Annotated in this window: 15 protein-coding genes and 1 pseudogene; all 16 read left to right on the forward strand. The window is 43.9% G+C overall.

The annotated features are described in order from the left end of the window. Positions 1-280, forward strand: a pseudogene (locus RDQ32_RS07490) (ABC transporter permease); the annotation flags it as partial. Between the two features lie 79 nt (positions 281-359). Then, positions 360-1,118, forward strand: a complete 759-nt coding sequence (locus tag RDQ32_RS07495) for a lysophospholipid acyltransferase family protein (protein WP_308579778.1) — start codon at positions 360-362, stop codon at positions 1,116-1,118. Positions 1,119-1,227: 109 nt separating this feature from the next. Then, entirely contained in the window at positions 1,228-2,373 is a 1,146-nt protein-coding gene (locus RDQ32_RS07500; RefSeq protein WP_308579779.1) for a prephenate dehydratase domain-containing protein, read from the forward strand. A 105-nt stretch (positions 2,374-2,478) separates the two neighbouring features. After that, positions 2,479-3,180, forward strand: coding sequence for a response regulator transcription factor (locus RDQ32_RS07505; RefSeq protein ID WP_007155840.1), 702 nt, complete (start codon positions 2,479-2,481; stop codon positions 3,178-3,180). Positions 3,181-3,236: 56 nt separating this feature from the next. Beyond that, on the forward strand, positions 3,237-4,472 hold the full coding sequence (locus RDQ32_RS07510; protein WP_308579794.1) for a HAMP domain-containing sensor histidine kinase: 1,236 nt from the start codon (positions 3,237-3,239) through the stop codon (positions 4,470-4,472). Between the two features lie 6 nt (positions 4,473-4,478). Next, positions 4,479-6,818: a hypothetical protein gene (locus RDQ32_RS07515; RefSeq protein ID WP_308579780.1), complete on the forward strand. Its 2,340-nt coding sequence runs from the start codon at positions 4,479-4,481 to the stop codon at positions 6,816-6,818. Then, entirely contained in the window at positions 6,815-7,774 is a 960-nt protein-coding gene (locus RDQ32_RS07520) for an ABC transporter ATP-binding protein (protein ID WP_308579782.1), read from the forward strand. The genes RDQ32_RS07515 and RDQ32_RS07520 overlap by 4 nt, the downstream gene beginning before the upstream one ends. Further along, complete coding sequence (locus RDQ32_RS07525; protein ID WP_308579783.1) at positions 7,749-8,453, forward strand: ABC transporter permease; 705 nt, start codon at positions 7,749-7,751, stop codon at positions 8,451-8,453. The genes RDQ32_RS07520 and RDQ32_RS07525 overlap by 26 nt, the downstream gene beginning before the upstream one ends. A gap of 43 nt (positions 8,454-8,496) precedes the next feature. Continuing rightward, a complete protein-coding gene (udk, locus tag RDQ32_RS07530; protein ID WP_243155795.1) occupies positions 8,497-9,114 on the forward strand; it encodes a uridine kinase in 618 nt (205 codons plus the stop codon). Between the two features lie 13 nt (positions 9,115-9,127). After that, entirely contained in the window at positions 9,128-10,603 is a 1,476-nt protein-coding gene (thrC, locus tag RDQ32_RS07535; RefSeq protein WP_308579785.1) for a threonine synthase, read from the forward strand. A gap of 84 nt (positions 10,604-10,687) precedes the next feature. Then, entirely contained in the window at positions 10,688-11,554 is an 867-nt protein-coding gene (gene fba / locus RDQ32_RS07540) for a class II fructose-1,6-bisphosphate aldolase (RefSeq protein WP_040648254.1), read from the forward strand. 84 nt (positions 11,555-11,638) lie between these two features. Next, entirely contained in the window at positions 11,639-13,759 is a 2,121-nt protein-coding gene (locus tag RDQ32_RS07545; RefSeq protein WP_308579786.1) for a glutamine synthetase III, read from the forward strand. Positions 13,760-13,964: 205 nt separating this feature from the next. Beyond that, entirely contained in the window at positions 13,965-15,809 is a 1,845-nt protein-coding gene (locus RDQ32_RS07550; protein ID WP_308579787.1) for a sugar phosphate nucleotidyltransferase, read from the forward strand. Positions 15,810-16,288: 479 nt separating this feature from the next. After that, positions 16,289-17,647 (forward strand): H2O-forming NADH oxidase, encoded by a 1,359-nt coding sequence (gene nox, locus RDQ32_RS07555; RefSeq protein WP_308579789.1) that lies wholly within the window; start codon positions 16,289-16,291, stop codon positions 17,645-17,647. A gap of 179 nt (positions 17,648-17,826) precedes the next feature. After that, the gene (locus RDQ32_RS07560) at positions 17,827-18,927 is read left to right on the forward strand and encodes an N-acetylmuramoyl-L-alanine amidase family protein (protein ID WP_308579791.1); all 1,101 of its coding nucleotides are present in this window, start codon (positions 17,827-17,829) and stop codon (positions 18,925-18,927) included. A gap of 311 nt (positions 18,928-19,238) precedes the next feature. Then, positions 19,239-21,155: a BMP family ABC transporter substrate-binding protein gene (locus RDQ32_RS07565; protein WP_308579793.1), complete on the forward strand. Its 1,917-nt coding sequence runs from the start codon at positions 19,239-19,241 to the stop codon at positions 21,153-21,155. Positions 21,156-21,166 lie beyond the last annotated feature (11 nt).

The raw sequence follows: 21,166 nt of genomic DNA on the forward strand, positions 1-21,166 counted from the left end.
GCAGATTGTGGGAATTGTCTTGCAGTTCGGTATTTGGATGACTCCGATAATGTACGATGAGACACTATTTACCGGGAAGGCTCCCATTGTTAAGTGGATTTTAAAGATAAACCCTATGTATTATATTGTGGCAGGCTACAGGGATTCCATGCTTACCGGCCACTGGTTCTTTGAAAGACCGGGCTTAAGCCTGTATTTCTGGGGAGTGACCACGGTTATGTTTTTATTCTCTCTAAGATTTTTCCGCTCTTTACGGCCTCATTTTTCCGATGTACTGTAAAGTCTGTAACGAAACTTATTTTTTACGGTCTGTTCCTGTAAGGGGAGCACAAAGTCTTTATAGAAATAAAGGAGAGTTTATGCTTTCAATGGTTTTGGTAGTAGTGGTTTTGGCTGTTTTCCTAAGCTTTGGCAGCCTGCGTCTTTTTTCTATCCGAAAGATGGAAAAAGGTGAAAAACGGGATGCTTTAGTCCTCTCCATTGTGGGGGGGAAATTACGGCAGATTTTAAAAATCTGCAAGGTGGAGCTTTCCGTGGATGGTTTAGATAGAATTCCGGAGAAGGAAGCGGTACTGTTTATCGGAAATCATCGCTCTTACTTTGATATTGTGGTGGCTTACAGCATTTTACCCCATCCTACCGGCTTTATTTCCAAGAAGGAAATTGCAAAAATTCCCAACATAGAGTTATGGATGAGAGAGCTGCATTGTCTCTTTTTGGACAGAGAAAACTTGAAGCAAAACCTCCAAGTGATTATTGAGGCCATTAAGCAGGTGAAGGCCGGCATTTCCATGTGGATTTACCCGGAAGGTACCAGAACGAGGGGGGAGTCGGAGCTGGATCTGGGAGAGTTTAAGGCAGGCTCCTTTAAGATTGCGGAAAAGAGCGGCTGTAAGATTGTTCCGGTGGCCATGATTAATACCAGAAGGATTATGGAAGAGGATTTTCCCAGACTGCACAGCGCCAAGGTCTATGTGCAATTCGGAAAGCCCATAGATTTGGCAGAGCTTTCCGAAGAGGACAGAAAGAATATTGCGGAGTATACCAAGGAGCGGATTCGGGAGATGCTTGCGGAGCTGAAAGAAAAGGAAGCCAAGGAGCTTTCCGGAAGGGTATAGTAAGAACAGCAAAGATCAAACAGTGAAGACGGAACAGTATAATCGAAACAATAGAACAGTTCTAAATATCACAAGGCGAAAGCTACGGAATAAAGAGGAGGAAGGGTGCATGGATCTTTTGGAGATTCGAAAGGAATTGGATATATTGGATCGGGAGATTGTTCATCTTTTCGAAAAAAGAATGAGTCTTGTGGAGGATGTGGCAAGATTCAAGCTGGATACCGGAAAGGCTGTTCTGGACAGTAAGAGGGAAAAAGAAAAGCTTCAGGTGGCCAGAAGCTACGTGGAGGACCCAAAGCTTAAGGAATCCATTACCGAGCTTTTTCAAGAAATGATGAGCATGTCCAGGAGAAAGCAAATCGGTATGCTTTTGGAACGGGGAAGAGGATTTTCCTCCGGTTTTAGAAAGCTGGATTGTCTTCCTTTTTCCGGGAAAAGCTTGGTGTATCAGGGCGCGGAGGGAGCCTACTCCTATCTTGCGGGCAGAACTTTTTTCCAAAAGGAAAATATGATAGCCTGCACACATTTTCAGGAGGTGCTTTCGGCTTTGGAAGAAGGAAGAGCGGACTATGCCATTCTTCCCATGGAAAACTCCACCTACGGTATGGTACAGGACAATTTCGATCTTCTTGCAAAGCATCCTAAGCTTTATGTGGTGCAGGAAATCGAATTTCCGGTATCCCATTGCCTGGCAACACTTCCCGGACAGTCATTCTCCGACATAAAAAGAGTCTATTCCCATCCCCAGGCTCTGTCTCAGTGCGCAGACTTCTTTCAGAAGTATCCGGAGATACTGGGAATCCCCAGTTTAAATACAGCGATTGCCGCTAAGAATCTTATGGAGACAGGGGAAAAGGGAGCCGGGGTTCTGTGCAGCAGGGAAGCAGCCTTAGAGTACGGCCTTTCGATTTTAGAGGAAAATCTCAGTAAAAAGGAGAACAGCACCCGCTTTTTCATTTTAGGAAAAGAAGCGGTGTTTTCAAAGGATGCAGGAAAGCTCAGCATCTCCTTTTCTCTGCCCCATGCAGTAGGAAGCCTCTATCATATCTTAGGGAACTTTTTGTTTAACGGACTGACCCTCACCATGATTCAGTCCAGACCGGTGGGGGACGGAGAGTTTTCTTACTGCTTTTATGTAGATTTTCTTGGGAATTTAGAGCAAAAGGAAGTGTTGAATGCCTTGACCTGTTTACAGGAAGAGGGCGTTGATTTTAGGGTTTTAGGAAATTATCCTTCTAAAGAGTTTAAAAGATAAAAATTAAGTTTTTTGGAACGAAAATGCAAGAACTTAGAAAATAGATAGTCTTTCTTTTTTCACAATTATCCAGTACACTAGGAAAAACTGTAGCGAGGAGGTAATATGCAGCAAATTAATATATTGGTTGTAGATGATGAAAAAGAAATTGCCGAGTTAGTGGAAATTTACTTGGTATCTGACGGATATAAGGTTTTTAAGGCATATAATGCAGAGGAGGGCTTACAGATTTTATCTCAAGAAGAGATTCATCTGGTGCTTTTGGATGTGATGATGCCGGGAATGAACGGACTGGAGATGTGCCGTAAGATTCGAGAAAGCTCCAATATCCCCGTGATTATGCTGTCTGCAAAGTCCGAGGATCTGGACAAAATTGTAGGTTTAACCGGCGGGGCGGATGACTATGTGACCAAGCCTTTTAATCCTTTGGAGCTTACTGCCAGAGTGAAGTCTCAGTTAAGACGGTATACCCAGTTAAATCCCAATGCGGGTCCCAACTATGTGAATAATGAGATTCATATTCGGAATATGCTGATTAATAAGGATAATCATAAGGTCCTGATTGATGATGAGGACATTAAGCTCACCCCTATCGAGTTCGATATTCTTTTCCTTTTGGCATCTCATCCCGGAAAAGTTTTCTCCACCGATGAGATTTTTGAAAAGGTCTGGAATGAAAAGGTGTATGAGGCCAACAATACGGTTATGGTACACATCCGTCGTCTGAGAGGAAAGATGAAAGAAGACCAAAGAGAAGATAAGATTATTACCACCGTTTGGGGCGTTGGTTATAAGATTGAAAAGTAGGGGTCTTGGCGTTGAAGAAGACAAGTTTACCCCACCACTTCGGTCGGGGCTATTTCATGCAACTGTTGATTCATGTGGGGATTTCCGCTCTTTTTACAGCGGTCATCGAATGTTTTCTGGTGTTAAATATCGGTTCCTACACCAATTACCTGGTGCAAATAGGAAATGACAACCCCCTTGTACAGCGCTTTGCCTTTGTCAGCACCGTCAGCATTTTGCTTTTTGTGCTGGTGGGAATTTTGATTTTTACCATCATTTTCCTCTTTCTGCAGAGAAAAACTGCAAGAGATATTGAAACTCTGGCGCAGGGCGTAAAGCAGATTTCCGCCGGGGATTTTCATACGGATATTGCCATTTCCGGAGAAGGAGAGCTGGCGCATATTGCGGAAAGCATTCGTCTTATGGAGGAGGAGTTGTCCTCCCATATTGAACGGGAGAGGGAAAACGAACAGTCTAAAACAGACTTGATTACCAATATTGCCCATGATTTAAGAACCCCCCTCACCTCTATTCTGGGCTATCTGGACTTGCTTCGAAACAGCCAGATGGTTCCGGAGGAAATGAAAAAACATTATATTGAAATCGTATATAACAAAGCTCTCCGTTTACAAAAACTAATCGAAGAGCTTTTTGGCTTTACAAAATTATCCTACGGCAAGCTGAATATGAATATCAGCACCCTGGATTTGGTTCAGCTTTTGTCCCAGCTGGTGGAGGAAAGCTATCCGAATTTTGAGAAAAACAACCTCTCCTATGACTTTTCAGCCAATGTAAAATCTCTTTTTATCGAAGGAGATGGGGACCTTTTGGCCAGACTTTTTGATAACTTAATCAGCAATGCCATCAAATACGGAGCTGAAGGAAAGCGGGTTCTGATTCGTCTTCGTAAGGAAAAGGAAGAGGTGATGGTGCAGGTCTTAAACTTCGGCTATGTGATTCCGGAAAAGGAACTGCCGTTGATTTTTGATAAATTTTACCGTGTGGAGCATTCCCGTTCTCTAAGCACGGGAGGAACCGGCTTAGGACTTGCTATTGTAAAGAATATCGTGGATATGCATCATGGAAATATTACGGTGCAGTCGGATATGGGAGGAACCCGATTTAACGTGACTCTTCCCCTAAAATATACGGAGGAAGCAAAAAGCTTTGCGGAGAGACCTGCCCGGGAAGAACGAAACAGTAGAGGAACTGAGAGCGGAGAGAAGAAAAATGAGGGAAGGTCTGAAAGAAGAGTAGAGAAAAAGCCTGAGAGAAGGCCGGAAAAGAAGAATCGAAAGAAGGATAGAAAGTAGGGAGAAATGGGAAAGAAGGCGTTGATTTTTGTATTTCTCTTCTTCCTTTTCCTCATAGGAAAAGAGGGAAGAGCGGAAAATCTGAATTTAAGCTACCAGTACGGAATACAAAATACGGCGAAGTCCGGGAGAAGTCTGCCCCTTTTTCTTACAGTGGAAAATACGGAGGAACAGGTTTTTTCCGGTAATTTAAAGGTTTTATTTGCGGAATCCAACCAAAGTATCGTGGAATATTCTTATCCCATCGTGGTGGAAGGCAACAATAAAAAGGAGCTTGTAAAGAACCTGAGTCTTCCCACCGGTGTGAATCAGATGCTTATCAGTATTGAGAATAAGCAGGGAGAGCAAATCAACAGCCAAAGAGTGGGATTGGATATTTCAGGAACCGATGCGGAGCTTTTTGTAGGAATTCTTTCCGAAAAGGGAGAGGGCATCGGTTATCTGCACAATGCCAGAATCAATAACGGACTTCTGGAAAGCAGAACTTTTGCATTTCAACCGGATTCCTTTCCCAAGGAAGAGTCGGTGCTTTCTCTTTTGGATTTATTGATTATTCGGGATATTACCTTTTCCGCCCTGTCCAAGGAACAGGAAAATTTCATCAATTCCTATATTGAACAGGGGGGCGTAGTTTTATTTTCTCTTTCCGGGGCAAGAGGGAGAGAAATCTTAGGGGATAATTATTCCGCCTTATTGGAAAAGGAATTGGATTTTCAGGAAAGAGCTTTGCATCTTGGCACAGAGGGGGACTTGGCTCAAGAGAGTACCGTATCGGTTTTCAGCTCTCCCGTACATTTTAGAGGAGGAAGAGAGGAACTTTTTTCGGAAAATCAGCCCTATCTTTCCGTGCTTCCCAAGGGAAACGGTTTGCTGGCTGTTTTAGGCTATGACTTATCCGAAGTGGAACGTTATGCTACGGAGGACAGCTCTTATGTAGGCAGACTGCTCCTTAGCCTCTATGGGCAAAATCGTTTGGATAACCTGTCTATATCCGCATCGGAAAAAAGCTTAAAGCAGTACTGGGATTTAGAGGAGCTGATGAATCTTTCCGATTTGAGTAAGCTTCCTTCCCTGGCCTTATATTTTGCCATTCTCTTTCCCAGCCTGATTTTTTTGGGACCGGGACTTTATCTTTTGATGCGCTCTCAGGGAAATTTAAAATATTATCGATTGAGCATTCTATTGTTTTCGCTTTTTTTGGGGGTAATTGTTTGGTCCCTGGGTATGGGAACTCGTTTTAACGGAAGCTTCCTTTCCTATCTTAAGCTTTCTCAAATCACGGAAGATACGGTGGAGGAACAGAATTACATTAATTTGCGATCTCCCAATGAAAACAATATCAGCCTTTCCGTAAAGCCTGAATATACCGTGAATCCTATTGTAAAGGGAATGGATTTTACAGGAGATCTTACGGAGCTTTTGCAAAAGGAAGATTTGCATCGAATGGATATTCGAAGTGACAGAGAAGAGTCTCTGATTCATATCATTAAGAGTGATGCCTTTGCCCCTCATTATTTTAATATCAACAAAAAATCCGCCAATGCCAAGGGGGATATTCAGGGTACCATCCATTATTATCAAGGAAAGATAAGCGGAAAACTGAAAAATACTACGGAATATACCTTTTATGACAGCTTTTTTTATATTTTCGGCAGGATGGTGAAGTGCGGAAAATGGGAGAGCGGGGCGGAAATAGACCTGTCTACCCTGGAGAGCATAGCCATACCTGTGGGAGATTACGAGTACAGCAGCAATCTGATCAGTAGCGGAAACGGAAAGAATTTTCTTCGTTATATCTTAAGTGAAAGATTGCACGGCTATTTTTCTGATGCTCGATTCTTCGGCTTCATTCGAGAGGAGCAGTTGGGCTTTACGGAAGAGAAGAATATTGAAAAATACGGCGTACACATTCTTACCCAGTCAGTGGCTTTGGACCGGAAGGAAGGCGACAACATAGAGTACTGTGCCCTTTCCAGAGACCCTGTGGTGTCCAGCGGAGAATACGACTTACAGACCAATACCATGAATCCCATGATTCCCTTGGAAATTCATTATCCCCTGGGAGAGGAGCAAAACATTGAAGGCATTCGTTTTGAAAAGATAGAGCTGGAGGACGGAAAACTTTTGCAGAATTTTCAGGGAAATATGGCTCTTTACAATTATCAGACAGGAGGCTATGACCTGCTTCCCTCCAAGGACGGAACTCTGGAAGGAGAGAAGCTCACTCCCTATTTAAGTGAGAAAAAGGAGCTGAATATCCGCTTCGTACCGAAGGAAAGCAATGTTTCTCCTCAAATCAGGCAGTACCTGCCTCAGATTTATGTTGTGGCAAAGGAGGAAGCATGATTCAATTCCAAAATGTAAAAAAAAGCTATGGCGGCATAAAGGTGATTGAAGACTTCTCCTTAGAGGTTTCCGATGATCAGATTTTTGGCCTGCTGGGACTTCCGGATACCGGAAAATCCACTCTTGTGAATCTGCTTATGGGGCTTTATCCCTTGGATAGCGGTCATATTTTTATTGATGATATGGAGGCTGGTTCCGGACTGAGGAGACTCAAGCGAAGACTGGGCTATGTGCCCAATATTCCGGGAGTCTATCCCCAGATGAGGGTGGGAGAGTATCTTACGTTTTTTGCCTCCTGTTACTCTATGGAGGAAAGCCGTATTCGGGGAAGGATTCGACTACTTCTGGAAATGTCCGGGCTTTTGGCATGGGAGGACAGTGCCATGGAGCTTTTGCCCAAGGCGGCTTTACAAAAGCTCTCCTTCGTTCGAGCAATTCTGCACGATCCCAAGATTCTGATTATTGATGAGGCTTTGGCGGGTTTGGATCCGAGAACACTGGAAGAAATCAAAACCATGCTATTGGATTATCAAAGTCAAGGAAAAAGCATTTTCATGACAGGCTCTTCCTTAGGAGAAGTGTCGGACTTTTGCACCCATCTGGGCTTTTTGCATCAGGGGAAAATGATTCGGAGCGGATCCGTGTCGCAGATTACCCGAGAGCTCAGCATGCAAAACCCTATTATTATTCAAGTGCAGGGGAAGAGCACAGGGCTTATGCAGGCTTTGAAAAATGAGCCCAAGGTCAAGTCTATAAGCCTTCGGGAAAATGAAATTCGGGTCGGCTTTTCGGGAACCCGGGAGGAAGAGGCCGAGCTTTTACAGAATATTGTGGAAAGCGGAATTAAGCTGTATTCCTTCTATAGAGAACAGGGAAGTATCGAGGGCGTTTTGTTTCAAAAATCTCAAGAGGAAAGGAGTCTTTTGTCCTATGAAAGAGAATCCGATATGGAGTAAGGACAGTTTGCTGGGAAACCGAAGTTTGTTTCTTCCTATGCTGATTTTCTTTACCAATCTTTTGCTCTTTGTGCTTTTATTCGGAAATCTCTATTATATTTCCTTGAATGCACAGCAGACGGGAGAAATTCGTTACGCCATGTTTAATCGTTTTTATTATTATGTAGGCGGCGGTCTTTTCGTTTTTCTTCTGCTTTTGGCTCCGGCCCTAAGTGCTTCCAGTATTACCCAGGAAAGAGAGCAAAACAACTTAGCCCTGCTTTTGTGTACGGATTGTACGGAAAAGACCATACTGCAGGGAAAGCTCATAGCCTATATGTCCACCCATCTGACTCTGCTGTCCTCCACCGTCCCCTTTTTGGCTACCTTATATATCTATGGCGGAATTTCCGGCAGTTTGGTGCTTTTATATTTTTTCTTTTATATTTTTTCCGCCCTGTATTGCACGGCTCTCGGTATTTTTTGCAGTTGCCTGGGAAAGAATACGGCTTATTCCACAGCCCTGAGTTATGTACTGGAATTTATCAGCTTTTTGTTTGTTTTCTACGAACTTTACTGGTGTAAAACCAAGGGATATTTTTTCTACGGTCTGCTTCTGGCATTTCTGTTTTTTATCCTCTTTAGTTTGAGCTTTTTAGGAATAGGGAAAAAATATCTAAGAGGTTTACAAACAAATTGAACTAGGATATTCTGTAGGAAGTTTAAAAGGAAGAGGGGAAACTATGTTTTCAACGGTAATGATTGGTATAGCGGGAGGTTCCGGTTCGGGAAAATCCACCTTTACCAAGAGAATCAAAGAATGTTTTCCGGAGGAAGTGGCAGTTCTCTACCACGACAATTACTATAAGTCCAATGACGGAGTGCCCTTTGCCCTACGGCAAAAGGCTAATTATGACCATCCGGATGCCTTTGAAACGGATCTTTTGATTAAGCATTTGAAGGCTTTAAGAAGGGGAGAAAGTATTTCCTCTCCCACCTATGATTTCAGTGCCCACAACAGAACCGACCGGTACTTTGTTGTAGAACCGAAGAGAATTATTCTGGTGGAGGGGATTTTGGTGCTGGAGAATCCGGAGTTGCGCTCCCTTTTTGATATTAAGATTTATGTGGAAGCGGATGCGGACGAAAGAATTATTAGGCGAATTATTCGGGATGTGAAGGAAAGAGGCCGTCAGGTGGAGGATATTTCCGAACAGTATTTAAACACGGTTAAGCCTATGCATTACCTGTATGTTGAGCCAACCAGAGCCAAGGCGGATATTGTGATGAATTCAGGAATGAATGATGTTGCATTTGATTTAATGAAGACAAAGATTGAAAGCTTATTGCAGAATGAGTAGTAAAGGAGAAAATATGGTTTATCAATCCACTCGCGGAGGAGAAGAAAATGTAAGTCCGTCTTTAGCAATTGTGCAGGGACTGGCAAAGGACGGGGGGCTTTTTGTACCGAAGGAAATGCCTAAACTGGAAAAGTCTCTTGAGGACTATGCTGAGTTATCCTATCAGGATTTGGCTTATGAAATCATGAAGCTTTATCTTACGGATTTCACCGAGGAGGAATTACGCTACTGCATTAATTCTGCCTATGACGATAAGTTTTCCACAAAGGAAATCGCTCCCGTGGTAAAAAAAGGAGATAGCTATTACCTTGAGCTTTTCCACGGAAGAACGCTGGCCTTCAAGGACATGGCATTGTCCATTCTTCCATACCTTATGAAGGTAAGTTGTAAAAAGAATCAGATTCAGGAGAAGATTGTGATTCTCACCGCTACCTCCGGAGATACCGGAAAGGCTGCTATGGAAGGCTTTTGTGATGTGGATGGCTGTGAGATTATTGTCTTCTACCCTAAGGACGGAGTTTCCCCTTTCCAGGAGCGGCAGATGCGGGCTCAGAAGGGACAGAATACCCATGTGGCGGCAATCCTTGGGAACTTTGATGATGCCCAGAGTGGAGTAAAGAAGATTTTCTCCGATAAAGCCTATCAAGAGAAGCTGCTGGAAAAGGGTTATAGACTTTCTTCCGCAAATTCCATTAACATCGGACGTTTGGTTCCTCAGATTGTTTACTATGTTTATGCCTACTGCCGTTTGATGAAAAGCGGGGAGCTGAAGGCAGGAGAGAGCCTGAACGTGTCCGTACCTACCGGAAATTTCGGAAATATTTTGGCAGCTTATTGTGCAAAGCGTATGGGACTTCCCTTAGGAAAGCTTCTTTGTGCTTCCAACGACAACAAGGTCTTAACAGACTTTTTCCGTACGGGAATTTACGATAAGAACCGTCCCTTCCATGTAACCACCTCTCCTTCTATGGATATTTTGATTTCCTCCAATCTGGAAAGACTCCTGTATTTTGCCGGAGAAAATGCTGAAGAATGTAAGAAGCTGATGGAAGAGCTGAAGGATAAGGGAAAATATCGGATTTCAGAAGCTATGGAGAAGGAGCTTAAGGACTTTTACAGTGGCTACGGAAAAGAAGCGGAAGGCAGTCACAGCATTTTCCAGACCTATAAGGAAACAGGCTATGTTCTGGATCCCCATACCGCAGTAGCCAAGGTAGTTGCAGACCACTACGCCTATGAGCAGGGAAGACGGGACAAGTGTCTTGTGGTTTCTACAGCCAGTCCGTATAAGTTCTCCCAGACTGTTTTAAAGGCCTTAAAGGAGCCTGTACCAAAGAATGTATTTGAAGGCATCGAAGCTTTGGAAAAGCTTTGGAAGGAGCCTATTCCCGCTCCGGTCAAAGAAGTGGAGGAGGGAGAAATTCGCCACAGCACCGTATGCTCAGTAGAGGATATGGAGGCAACGGTTTCACATTTCTTGCTTTCCTAGGCTTTAAAAATGTGTTACACTCTCCCCGTAGTTTAGGGTGAGATTTATAATTATGAATGTTCTTTACTAAAAAGGAGGATCAATATGTTAGTTAATGCAAAGGAAATGTTGGATAAAGCGCTGGCTTCCCATTACGCCGTTCCTCAGTTTAATATCAATAACCTGGAGTGGACCAAGTCCATTCTCCTGGCTTGTGAAGAGACCAAGTCTCCCGTAATCCTTGGTGTATCCGAGGGTGCAGGAAAGTATATGACCGGTTTCGAAACGGTAGCTGCTATGGTTAAGGCTATGGACAAGAGCCTTGGCATTACTGTTCCGGTGGCTCTTCATTTGGATCACGGCTCCTATGACGGATGCTATTCCTGCATCAAGGCAGGCTTCACTTCCATCATGTTTGACGGTTCTCATTTCAATATTGAGGAAAATGTTGAGAAGACCAAGGAATTGGTAGCGGCTGCTCATAAGGCAGGTCTTTCCATTGAAGCTGAGGTAGGTTCCATCGGCGGAGAAGAAGACGGTGTTGTAGGTATGGGAGAGTGTGCAGACCCTGCTGAATGTAAGAAGATTGCAGATTTAGGCATCGACTTCCTGGCTGCAGGTATCGGAAATATCCACGGTGTTTATCCACCTGATTGGAAGGGACTTTCCTTCGATACTCTGGCTGCAATCAAGGAGCAAATCGGAGAGAAGATGCCATTGGTACTTCATGGCGGTTCCGGAATTCCTAAGGAGATGATTCAGAAAGCAATTTCTCTCGGTGTTGCAAAGATTAATGTAAATACAGAGCTTCAGCTTGTATTTGCTGCAGCTACCAGAAAATATATTGAAGCAGGTTCCGATCAGAAGAGTAAGGGATTTGACCCGAGAAAGCTCTTAAAGCCGGGTGCAGATGCAATCATTGAAGAGTGCAAGGCAAAGATTGAGTTATTCGGTTGTGCCAATAAAGCATAAGAGGAAGAAGGGCAGAGCATGGTCTCTGCCCTTTTGCACTTAAAATGAGGAATCGTTTGGTCAAGCAATCAGTAAAGGAGCAATATGAGGGCTGGAAACGGGATAGAAAATTTTTCCAAAAATGTATTTCATGACGGTGTAATGCGGGAACGTTTACCAAAAAATGTATACCAGAAGCTGAAGAAAAGTATGCAGGAGGGCTATGCTTTAAGCCCTGACTTGGCAGACGCAGTGGCTCAAGGAATGAAGGAATGGGCTATTGAACAGGGTGCTACCCACTATACCCACTGGTTCCAGCCCTTATCCGGTATTACTGCGGAAAAGCATGAGGCCTTTTTAAGCCCTGTGGGAGAGGGAAAGGTAATGCTGGAATTTTCCGGTAAGGAATTGGTGCGTTCCGAGGCGGATGCCTCTTCCTTTCCCTCCGGCGGTTTAAGAGCCACCTTCGAAGCCAGAGGCTATACGGTTTGGGATTGTACCAGTCCCGCTTTCCTGAGAAAGGACGGAGAGACCACAACCCTCTGTATTCCTACAGCCTTTTGCTCCTATACCGGAGAGGCACTGGACAAAAAGACTCCCCTTCTCCGTTCTATGGAGGCAATTAATCGGGAGGCTTTACGACTCCTTCGTCTTTTTGGAAATCAGAGCAGTCGTTCCGTTAAGGCGACTGTTGGCGCAGAGCAGGAGTATTTTCTGGTAGACCGGGAAAAATATCTTAGAAGAAAAGATCTGGTATATACCGGAAGAACTCTTTTTGGCAGAATGCCGGCAAAGGGGCAGGAGCTGGATGACCATTATTACGGCGTTATCCGGAAGAGAATTGCTGCCTTTATGGGAGATATGGACCAGGAGCTTTGGGCTCTAGGGGTTCCGGTAAAGACCGAGCACAACGAGGTGGCACCTGCCCAGCATGAGATGGCTCCCATGTTTGAGGAAGCCAATTTAGCGGTGGATCACAATCAGCTGGTGATGGAAAATTTAAAGAAAGTAGCCTCCCGGCATGGCTTAGAGTGTCTTCTTCATGAAAAGCCATTCGAAGGTATTAACGGTTCCGGAAAGCATAACAACTGGTCCTTGTCCACCGATGACGGTATCAATCTGATGAATCCGGGAGACACACCCCATGAGAATGTGCAGTTCCTTCTGGTTTTGGCTTGTGTTTTAGCTGCTGTGGACAACCATGCGGATTTGCTTAGGATGTCTGCGGCAAATGTGGGAAATGACCATAGACTTGGGGCAGATGAGGCTCCTCCTGCTATTATTTCCTGCTTTTTGGGTAGCCAACTGGAAGAGGTGGTATCCCAACTCATCGGAACAGGCTATGCTACAAAATCCACAAAGGGAGAGCATATCAATACCGGTGTACGTTCTCTTCCGGATGTGGCAAGAGATGATACGGATAGAAATCGTACCTCGTCCTTTGCCTTTACCGGAAACAAGTTTGAGTTTCGTATGGTGGGCTCCTCCGATTCCATTGCCGGCGCCAACATTATCCTGAACACCATTACGGCGGAGCAGTTTAAGCTGGCAGCGGATTTTCTGGAACAGCAGGAAGACTTTGAGACGGCGGTACATGATTATCTGAAGAAGCTCTTAAGAGAGCATGAGCGGATTATTTTCAATGGAAACGGCTACGGAAAGGAATGGGTAGAGGAGGCGAAGAGACGAGGTCTTCCCAATCATCCGTCTATGGTGGATGCCATCTCTGCCTTAACCACGAAGAAGTCTATCGATTTATTCTCCTCCTTCGGCATTTATACGGAGACAGAGCTTAGAAGCCGAGAGCTGGTGGAATACGAACATTACAGTAAGGTGATTTCCATTGAGGGAAGAGCCATGGTGAACATTTCCGGAAAACAGATTATTCCGGCAGCGATTCGTTTTGTGCAAAATCTGGCAGAATCTCTGAATGCCGTTAAAGCCGCTTCTCCGAAGGCCAGCACCTATGCCCAGGAAAAGCTGCTAAACCGGGCTTCTCAGTATTTGGAGGATATGGAAAAGGCCAGAGAAAAGCTTTTGCAGCATTTGGAAGAGGCTGCGGAGGTTTTGGAGGAAAAGGAAAAAGCCTTTTTCTTCCATAAGGTGATTACCAAGGATATGGCAGAGCTGCGAGAGCCGGCAGATTTACTGGAGACTATTATGGATAAGAGCCTATGGCCTTTCCCAAGCTATGGAGACCTTTTATACGAAGTTTCCGAAATTTAAAGAGCAGATGGTGAAAGTGGAGCCCCATAAAATAGCATAAGGGGATGTGAAAAATCATTTTTGCATCCCCTTATGAATAAAAATAAATTCAAAAAATCGTAAAGTAGTACAGGAGATATTTTTCTTTTTTTCTATTATAATGTTCATAATATGACGATATATAATCATAATGAACGTTACTGCCTAGCATAGAAGAGGAGAAAAAATGAATTCCTGTACTATTTTATTGAGAAATATGATGGAGCATCCGGAGTACAGCCAAAGACAATGGGCTGAAGAAACAGGAATGTCCCTGGGAAAGGTGAATCAGTGTATCAAGCATTGGGAAGAAGAGGGCTATCTGGAAAAGCAGGAAGGAAAGGGAGAGAAGCGGAATCTCACGGAAAAAGGAAAGGCCTTTTTGCAGGAGCACAAGGTGGATGCGGCACTGATTTTGGCTGCAGGCTTCGGCTCCCGCTTTGTTCCTCTAACCTATGAATGTCCTAAGGGACTGCTGGAGGTTTTTGGAGAAAGAATGATTGAGCGGCAGATTAAGCAGCTCCATGAGGTGGGAATTAAGGATATTACCATCGTGGTAGGATATTTGAAGGAGAAGTTTGACTACCTTGTGGATGCTTATGGTGTGAAGCTTTTATATAATCCGGAGTACTCAACGAAGAATACCATCGGAACCCTATATCATGCCCGTAAAGCGGTGGAGGGGAAAAACTTTTATATTCTTTCTTCCGACAACTGGATGCGGGAAAACATGTATCACAGCATTGAACCGCTATCCTGGTATGCGGCAAGCTACATGGAAGGAGAGACCAAGGAGTGGGTTTTAGACTGCGGTAAGGACGGACAGATTAAAAAAGTGGAAGTAGGCGGAGAAGACGCCTATTGTATGTACGGTCCTGTATTCCTGAAGAAGGAATTTTTCTCTGCTCTTCGCCCCTTTATAGAGGAATACTACCATAGACCGGGGACGGAGGATTTTTACTGGGAGGATGTGCTCCGTTTAGAGTTAAAGCATTTGCCTCCAATCTATCGAAATGAGCAAAAGGACGGACAGATTTATGAATTTGAAAATTTAGAAGAGCTGCGTCTTTTTGATGAAAAGTATAATGACCATTCCGGCTCGGAAGCCATGGAGCTGATTTCTTCGGTTTTTCGGATTCCGGAGCGGGATATTGTAAAGCTTCGCTGCCTAAAGGCGGGAATGACCAATAAATCCTTCCTTTTCAGTATCCATGAGGAAAGTGAAAATAAAGACTATGCCGGAAAGGATTTCATTTGCCGAATCCCCGGAGTGGGAACCGGCAAGCTGATTAACCGAAGAGAAGAAGAGGAAATCTACAGCATCGTAAAAGATCTGGAGATTACAGAGGAGCTTCTGTACTTTAATCCGGAAAACGGCTATAAGATTTCCCGCTACTATGAGGAAGCCAGAAATGCAGACTTTTCCAAACAAGAGGAAAGAAGAGCCTGTATGAAGCTATTATTAAAGCTGCACGAAGGAAAAAAAGAGGTGAATCACGCCTTTTCCCTGGGAGAAAAAATCCAATATTACGAGGATATTTGCCTGGAAGGAGGCGGAGAAATCCCATACCAGGACTATGGAAAAATCAAAGAAGGGATGAAAAGGATGCTTCAGTTTACGGAAGGAACGAATCCCCCCCTTTGCCTTTGCCATATCGATGCGGTGCAGGATAATTTTATCTTCACTAGGGAAGGGGTGAAGATGATTGACTGGGAGTATGCAGGTATGGCAGACCCCTTGCTGGATATCGCCATGGGAGCAATCTACTCCTATATGGATTTTGAAGAGGCAAAGCAATTTTTGAAGGATTATCTGCAGGTTGCGAAGGCGGAAGGAAAAGAAAAACCGCTGATCCTTAGCAGAAGAACAGAAGCAGATTTGGAGAAACTACTGATTGCCTATATGGGATTATCAGGACTGCTATGGAGCCTGTGGTGTGCTTATAAGATGAGAAAAGGACAGGAATTTGGAGAATACAGTCTGAAAATGCTTAGATACTTCAAGGATGCCAAGAAGATTTTGGGAATTTAGAACCTGAATCGTTTTTAGATTTGAAAGCCATGAAGCTAGACTTGGCAATAAAGTATAATCTCAAAAGTAGCCATTCAGTCATTAGCTCAAAAGTCTTAACTCAGCCATAAGCCTAAAAGTGGCGAAGCCACTTTTATAAAAAGCAGCCGATGCAGATTTTTGCTCATAAGCTAGCTTATGGACAAAAATCCGTATCGGTTGCTTTAGCATTCCTACGGAATGCGTAGGCTTATGGCGTGCAGCCCGAATGCGTAGGCTTATTATGGCGTACAGCCAACGCAGGCTTAAACGTATATAATTCATGAGTTTATAAGCTGCACAGGCTCAAAAGAGTACTGCCTACTCATTCTTATAACGCCTATCCAAATCGCCGATAAGAATAAGAACAATTCTTTATACTATTTTCACTTTTATTCTCCACAAAATAGTATAAAATAACTCTATTGCTAAAAAAATATCAAAATTCAAGGAGGAATCCCATGGCAAAAACAATACTAGTAGGAGCTAACCACGCAGGAACAGCCTGCGCAAACACCATTTTGTCTTATCCCAATCAGGAGCTTACCATTTATGACCAGAACAGCAACATTTCCTTTTTAGGATGTGGAATGGCACTCTGGATCGGAGAACAGATTCATTCCGGAGACGGCCTGTTCTATGCAAAGCCACAGGACTTTCTGACAAAGGGAGCCAAGGTAAATATGGAGTCTCAGGTACTTTCCGTGGATTATGACAAGAAGACCGTTAAGGTACAGCTTAAAGACGGACAGGTGATTGAAGATCACTACGACAATTTGGTTTTTGCTACAGGATCCATCCCCAACAGAATCCCGGTAAAAGGCTTTGATTTAGAAAATGTGCAGATGGTAAAGCTTTACCAGAACGCTGCGGAGGTTATTGAAAAGCTGAAGAATAAGGGCGAATTCAAGAAGGTATGTGTTCTTGGAGGAGGCTATATCGGTGTGGAGCTGGCGGAAGCCTTCCAGCGTCTTGGCTTGGAAGTAACCTTAATCGATATGGTGGATCGTATTCTTGCAGGATATTTTGATGCTCCCTTCTCCGACGAGTTGAAGAACAGAATGGAAGAGCACGGCATTAAGCTTGCTTTGGGTGAGAAAGTAGAAGAGTTCTTAGGAGAGGGTAAGGTATCCGGCGTTAAGACCGATAAGGGTGTATATGATGCGGATATGGTAATCTGTGCAGTGGGCTTCAGACCCAATGCAAGCCTGGGAGCGGACCACTTAAAGTTGTATCAAAACGGTGCTTATCTGGTAAACAGAAAGCAGCAGACCAGCGATCCTTCCGTTTATGCCATCGGAGACTGTGCAAGCCTTTATGACAATGCAAGAGGCAGAGAAAACTATATCGCCTTGGCGACCAATGCGGTACGTTCCGGCGTTGTAGCAGGCCACAACATCTGCGGAACTCCTGTAGAAAGCTTAGGCGTTCAGGGCTCCAGTGCTTTAGGAATCTACGGCTACAAGCTGGCATGTACCGGACTTTCTTTAGCAGCGGCGGAGAGAGAAGGTATGGACGTATCCTACGAGGATTACGAGGACACCCAGTTCCCTGCATTTATGGAAGTGGAGAATCCGAAGGTGAAGATTCGTATTGTTTACAAGAAGGAGGATAAAAAGATTGTGGGTTGCCAGTTAGGTTCCAGCTACGATGCAACTGCCATCATTCATTTCTTCTCTCTGGCTATTCAGAAGGGCCTGACCATGCCGGAGCTTCCTTTGGTGGATCTTTTCTTTATGCCTCACTTCAATCAGCCCTATAACTATGTCACCAGAACAGGATTGAACTGGCTGAATAAGGAATTAGGCTTAAAGAGCTAAGAAACATCCTTAAAAACGGAAAAAATTCTTATAATTGTTAAGGAAAAGTAAGAGCTTAGTATAGAAATTTGAAAGCTTGCTATGCTATAGTTTAGAAAAGACGAAAATAGGCAGTTTTCTATAGGAGAGCTGCCTTTTTCATAGACTTATATAGAATCCGTTTTAAAGGGAGGAAGATTATGAAACTGGGAAAGAAATTCGGCATAAAAGCTTTGGTACTTGGGCTCTGTGTAGCCAGCCTTTCGCTGACAGCCTTTGCGGCGGGATGGGGACAGCAGGACGGAAAGTATTACTTTGTGGATCCTAAGACCAATCAGAAGGTTAGCGGAAAGTGGATTCATACATCTTCCGGATATTATTACATTGGAGCCGATACCTATATGGTAACCGGCTGGAAGAAGATTAATAACTCCTGGCACTATTTTCGTCCATCGGGTCTTATGGTAACCGGTTGGAGAGAGATTGATAAGCAGTGGTATTACTTAAAGACAGACGGTACCATGCAGACCGGCTGGTTGAAGCTGCAGAAGGATGGAAAGGATGTTTGGTACTATCTGAAGGCTTCCGGTGTTATGGCCAAGGGATGGAGAAAGATTTCCGATAAATGGTATTATTTCCGTCAGGAAGACGGCTCTTTGGTTATGGGACAGTGGCAGAAGATTTCCGATAAGTGGTATTATTTCGGAAATGACGGTGCTATGCAGACCGGATGGTTACAATTAAACGGAACTTACTATTATCTTTCCGCAAGCAATGGTAATATGGAAACGGGCTGGAAGACGGACACAGACGGCAATAAGTATTATTTGGATCCTTCTAACGGAAAGATGGCTAGAGCTTGGACCAAGATTGAGAACGTTTGGTACTATTTCCAGGATAACGGTAAGATGGTGAAGGGATGGCTGAAAGAGAAGAGCCATTACTACTATTTACAGGACGGAAAGATGCTCAGCAATACCACCGTTAATCTGGAGGGAAGGGACTTTAGCTTTAATGAGCACGGTGTTTGCACCTCCGATATTTCCAATGTAACGGCTACCGAAGCCAATGCGAATACCGACAATACCAACAATAACAACAATAATAACAACAATAATGTAGGCCCCGGAGGAAATAGCGGTAATACTCCCGGAGGTGACAGCAATAGCCAGAGTAGTCCTGCAAACGGAGACGGCCCCAGCAGTAACGGTCCCGGTGGAAGCAATTCCTCTTCCTCTACTCCCGGCGGTGCACAGGGACAGGGAACCATTCAGGAAGGCAATACCCAGGGACCACAGTAATATAAAATTGCCTTGAGTCCGATAGGACTTTTTGTCCGGAATTCTCTATAGAATTTTTGCTAAGCACTTAAAAACAATGTTTACTGTTAAAAAGCAAAATAAGAAATACTACTTCTAAAGAATAGGTCTGAAGAGGGGAGCTTCGAGAGTTACCCTTCTTCAGACCTATATTAAATGGAAGATTTTTACAGAACTATTCTTTATAAAAAATTACGCCTGTATATTGCCGCAAAACAAGGAACTTATGCTAAAATATGGCAAGAAATTTACTCGTCAGGAATCGCTTTATTGTTTCTTAGAGAGGAGTAGTCATGATAGAGGATTATTTAGAAGCCAAAAAATTAGGAGACAGAGCCTATAGAAATGCTCTTTTGACGGGGCAGTATCCTTATTTGGAAGCTTTGGATGATAAATTAAAGGATGAAGATATTCAGGGAGAGAACCGCCTTGGTGTCTTGGAAATACCCTTGGAAGATATTGTAGGAACCAAAACCACCGGAAGACAGCAGGCCTTTGCCAAGAATTTCATGCCGATTTTAGGGGCAAAAACGGAATTTGCCTTTAAATGGTCGGCTCTTTATGACTCCGTCAAGGAAGAAGGCGTTCGGGAGCCTATTTTGGTTTATGAATATATGTACAATTTTTATGTACAGGAGGGAAACAAGAGAGTTTCCGTCAGCCGCTTTAATGAAGCGGTTTCCATTCCCGCTACAGTAATTCGTATATTACCGAAGCGCACAGAGGAACGGGAAAATAAGCTGTATTATGAATTTGTGGATTTTTATAAATGTACCGGAATCTACAGAATTCGTTTTTCGGAGCTGGGAGCCTATGACCGGCTTTGTCAGGTAATGGGGAAAAAACCGGGAGAGCTATGGGAAGAGGAGCTTTGCCGAGACCTTCGTGCGGCCTATTCTCGTTTTGCGGAGCTCTATATGCAAATGGGTGGAGGAAAGCTGGGAAATACCATCGGAGATGCTTTCTATGTTTATCTTACCGTCTTCGGGATGGAATCTATTTTGCATAACAGTACGGAGGAAATAAAAGAAAATATCGAACGTCTTTGGAATGAATATAGAAAATCTGTCGGAGACGTGGTGCTGGTACAGAACCCTGAAGAAGTGAAAAAAGTCAGCGGTTTTATGGACCTGTTCCAGAGCGGAAAGCTTTATAACGGAAAGCATCCTCTGAAGATTGCTTTTCTGTATGAACGAACGGTACAGGATTCCACCTGGGCCTACGCCCATGAGCTGGGACGAAATTACATTATGGAGAAGTTCCGGGGCTTGGTGGAAACGAAGATTTTCGAGTCCTGTAATACGGAGGAGCGTATTCAGGACAGTATAGAAGAGGCTATTCATTGGGGAGCGGAGCTCATTTTCACTACAGCCAGTTTGATGGCTCAGGTCAGTATCAAGATGGCTCTGGAGCATCCGGAGACCTCTATCCTGAATTGTTCGGTAAATACCTCTTACAATTCCATTCGTACTTATTATGGAAGAATGTATGAAGCCAAGTTTTTGATGGGAGCTTTGGCGGCATCCATTACTGATGGAAATGATTTAGGCTATGTAGAGCAGTTCCCGCTGTACGGAACCATTGCCAATATCAATGCCTTCGCTATCGGCGCCCAGTTTATCAATCCCTGGAGCAAAGTACATCTTTCCTGGAGCGGCTTGCAGGACGGAAACTGGAAGGAAGAGTTTCGGAAGCAGGGAATCAAAACGATTTCCGGACCGGAATTTGCAAAACCCACGGAAGTCAGCAGAGAGTTCGGACTGTATATCAGAGAAGAGGGAGAGAAGGTCTTTAATGTGGCGGCTCCGGTTTATGACTGGGGAAAGTATTATGCTTTGATTTTGCAGTCGATTTTAGAGGGCTCCTACCATGCCAACAGTCTAGCCAAGGCTCACAATGCCTTGAACTATTACTTCGGGCTGAAGGAAGGGGTTATTGATATTATCCTTTCCCGGGATTTAAGCTATGCTTCTAAAAAGTTGGTTTCTATCCTAAGAAAAGAAATCGTAGAAGGAAGTCTTGCGCCGTTCTCCGGAGAAATTCACAGCCAAAGCGAAAAGCTTAGAAGGGAAGGAGACGAAAGTTTAGATTTGGAAGAAATTGTAGATATGCGTTGGTTAAATGATAATGTGGTGGGGGAAATCCCTCCATTGGATCGATTTACCAAAGAATCCCAAGAGGCTATCCTGTCGGGAGGATTTTTACTGTGAGAATATTATGT

The sequence above is a fragment of the uncultured Oribacterium sp. genome (genome assembly GCF_902481605.1).
In the GTDB taxonomy this organism is placed as follows: domain Bacteria; phylum Bacillota; class Clostridia; order Lachnospirales; family Lachnospiraceae; genus Oribacterium; species Oribacterium sinus.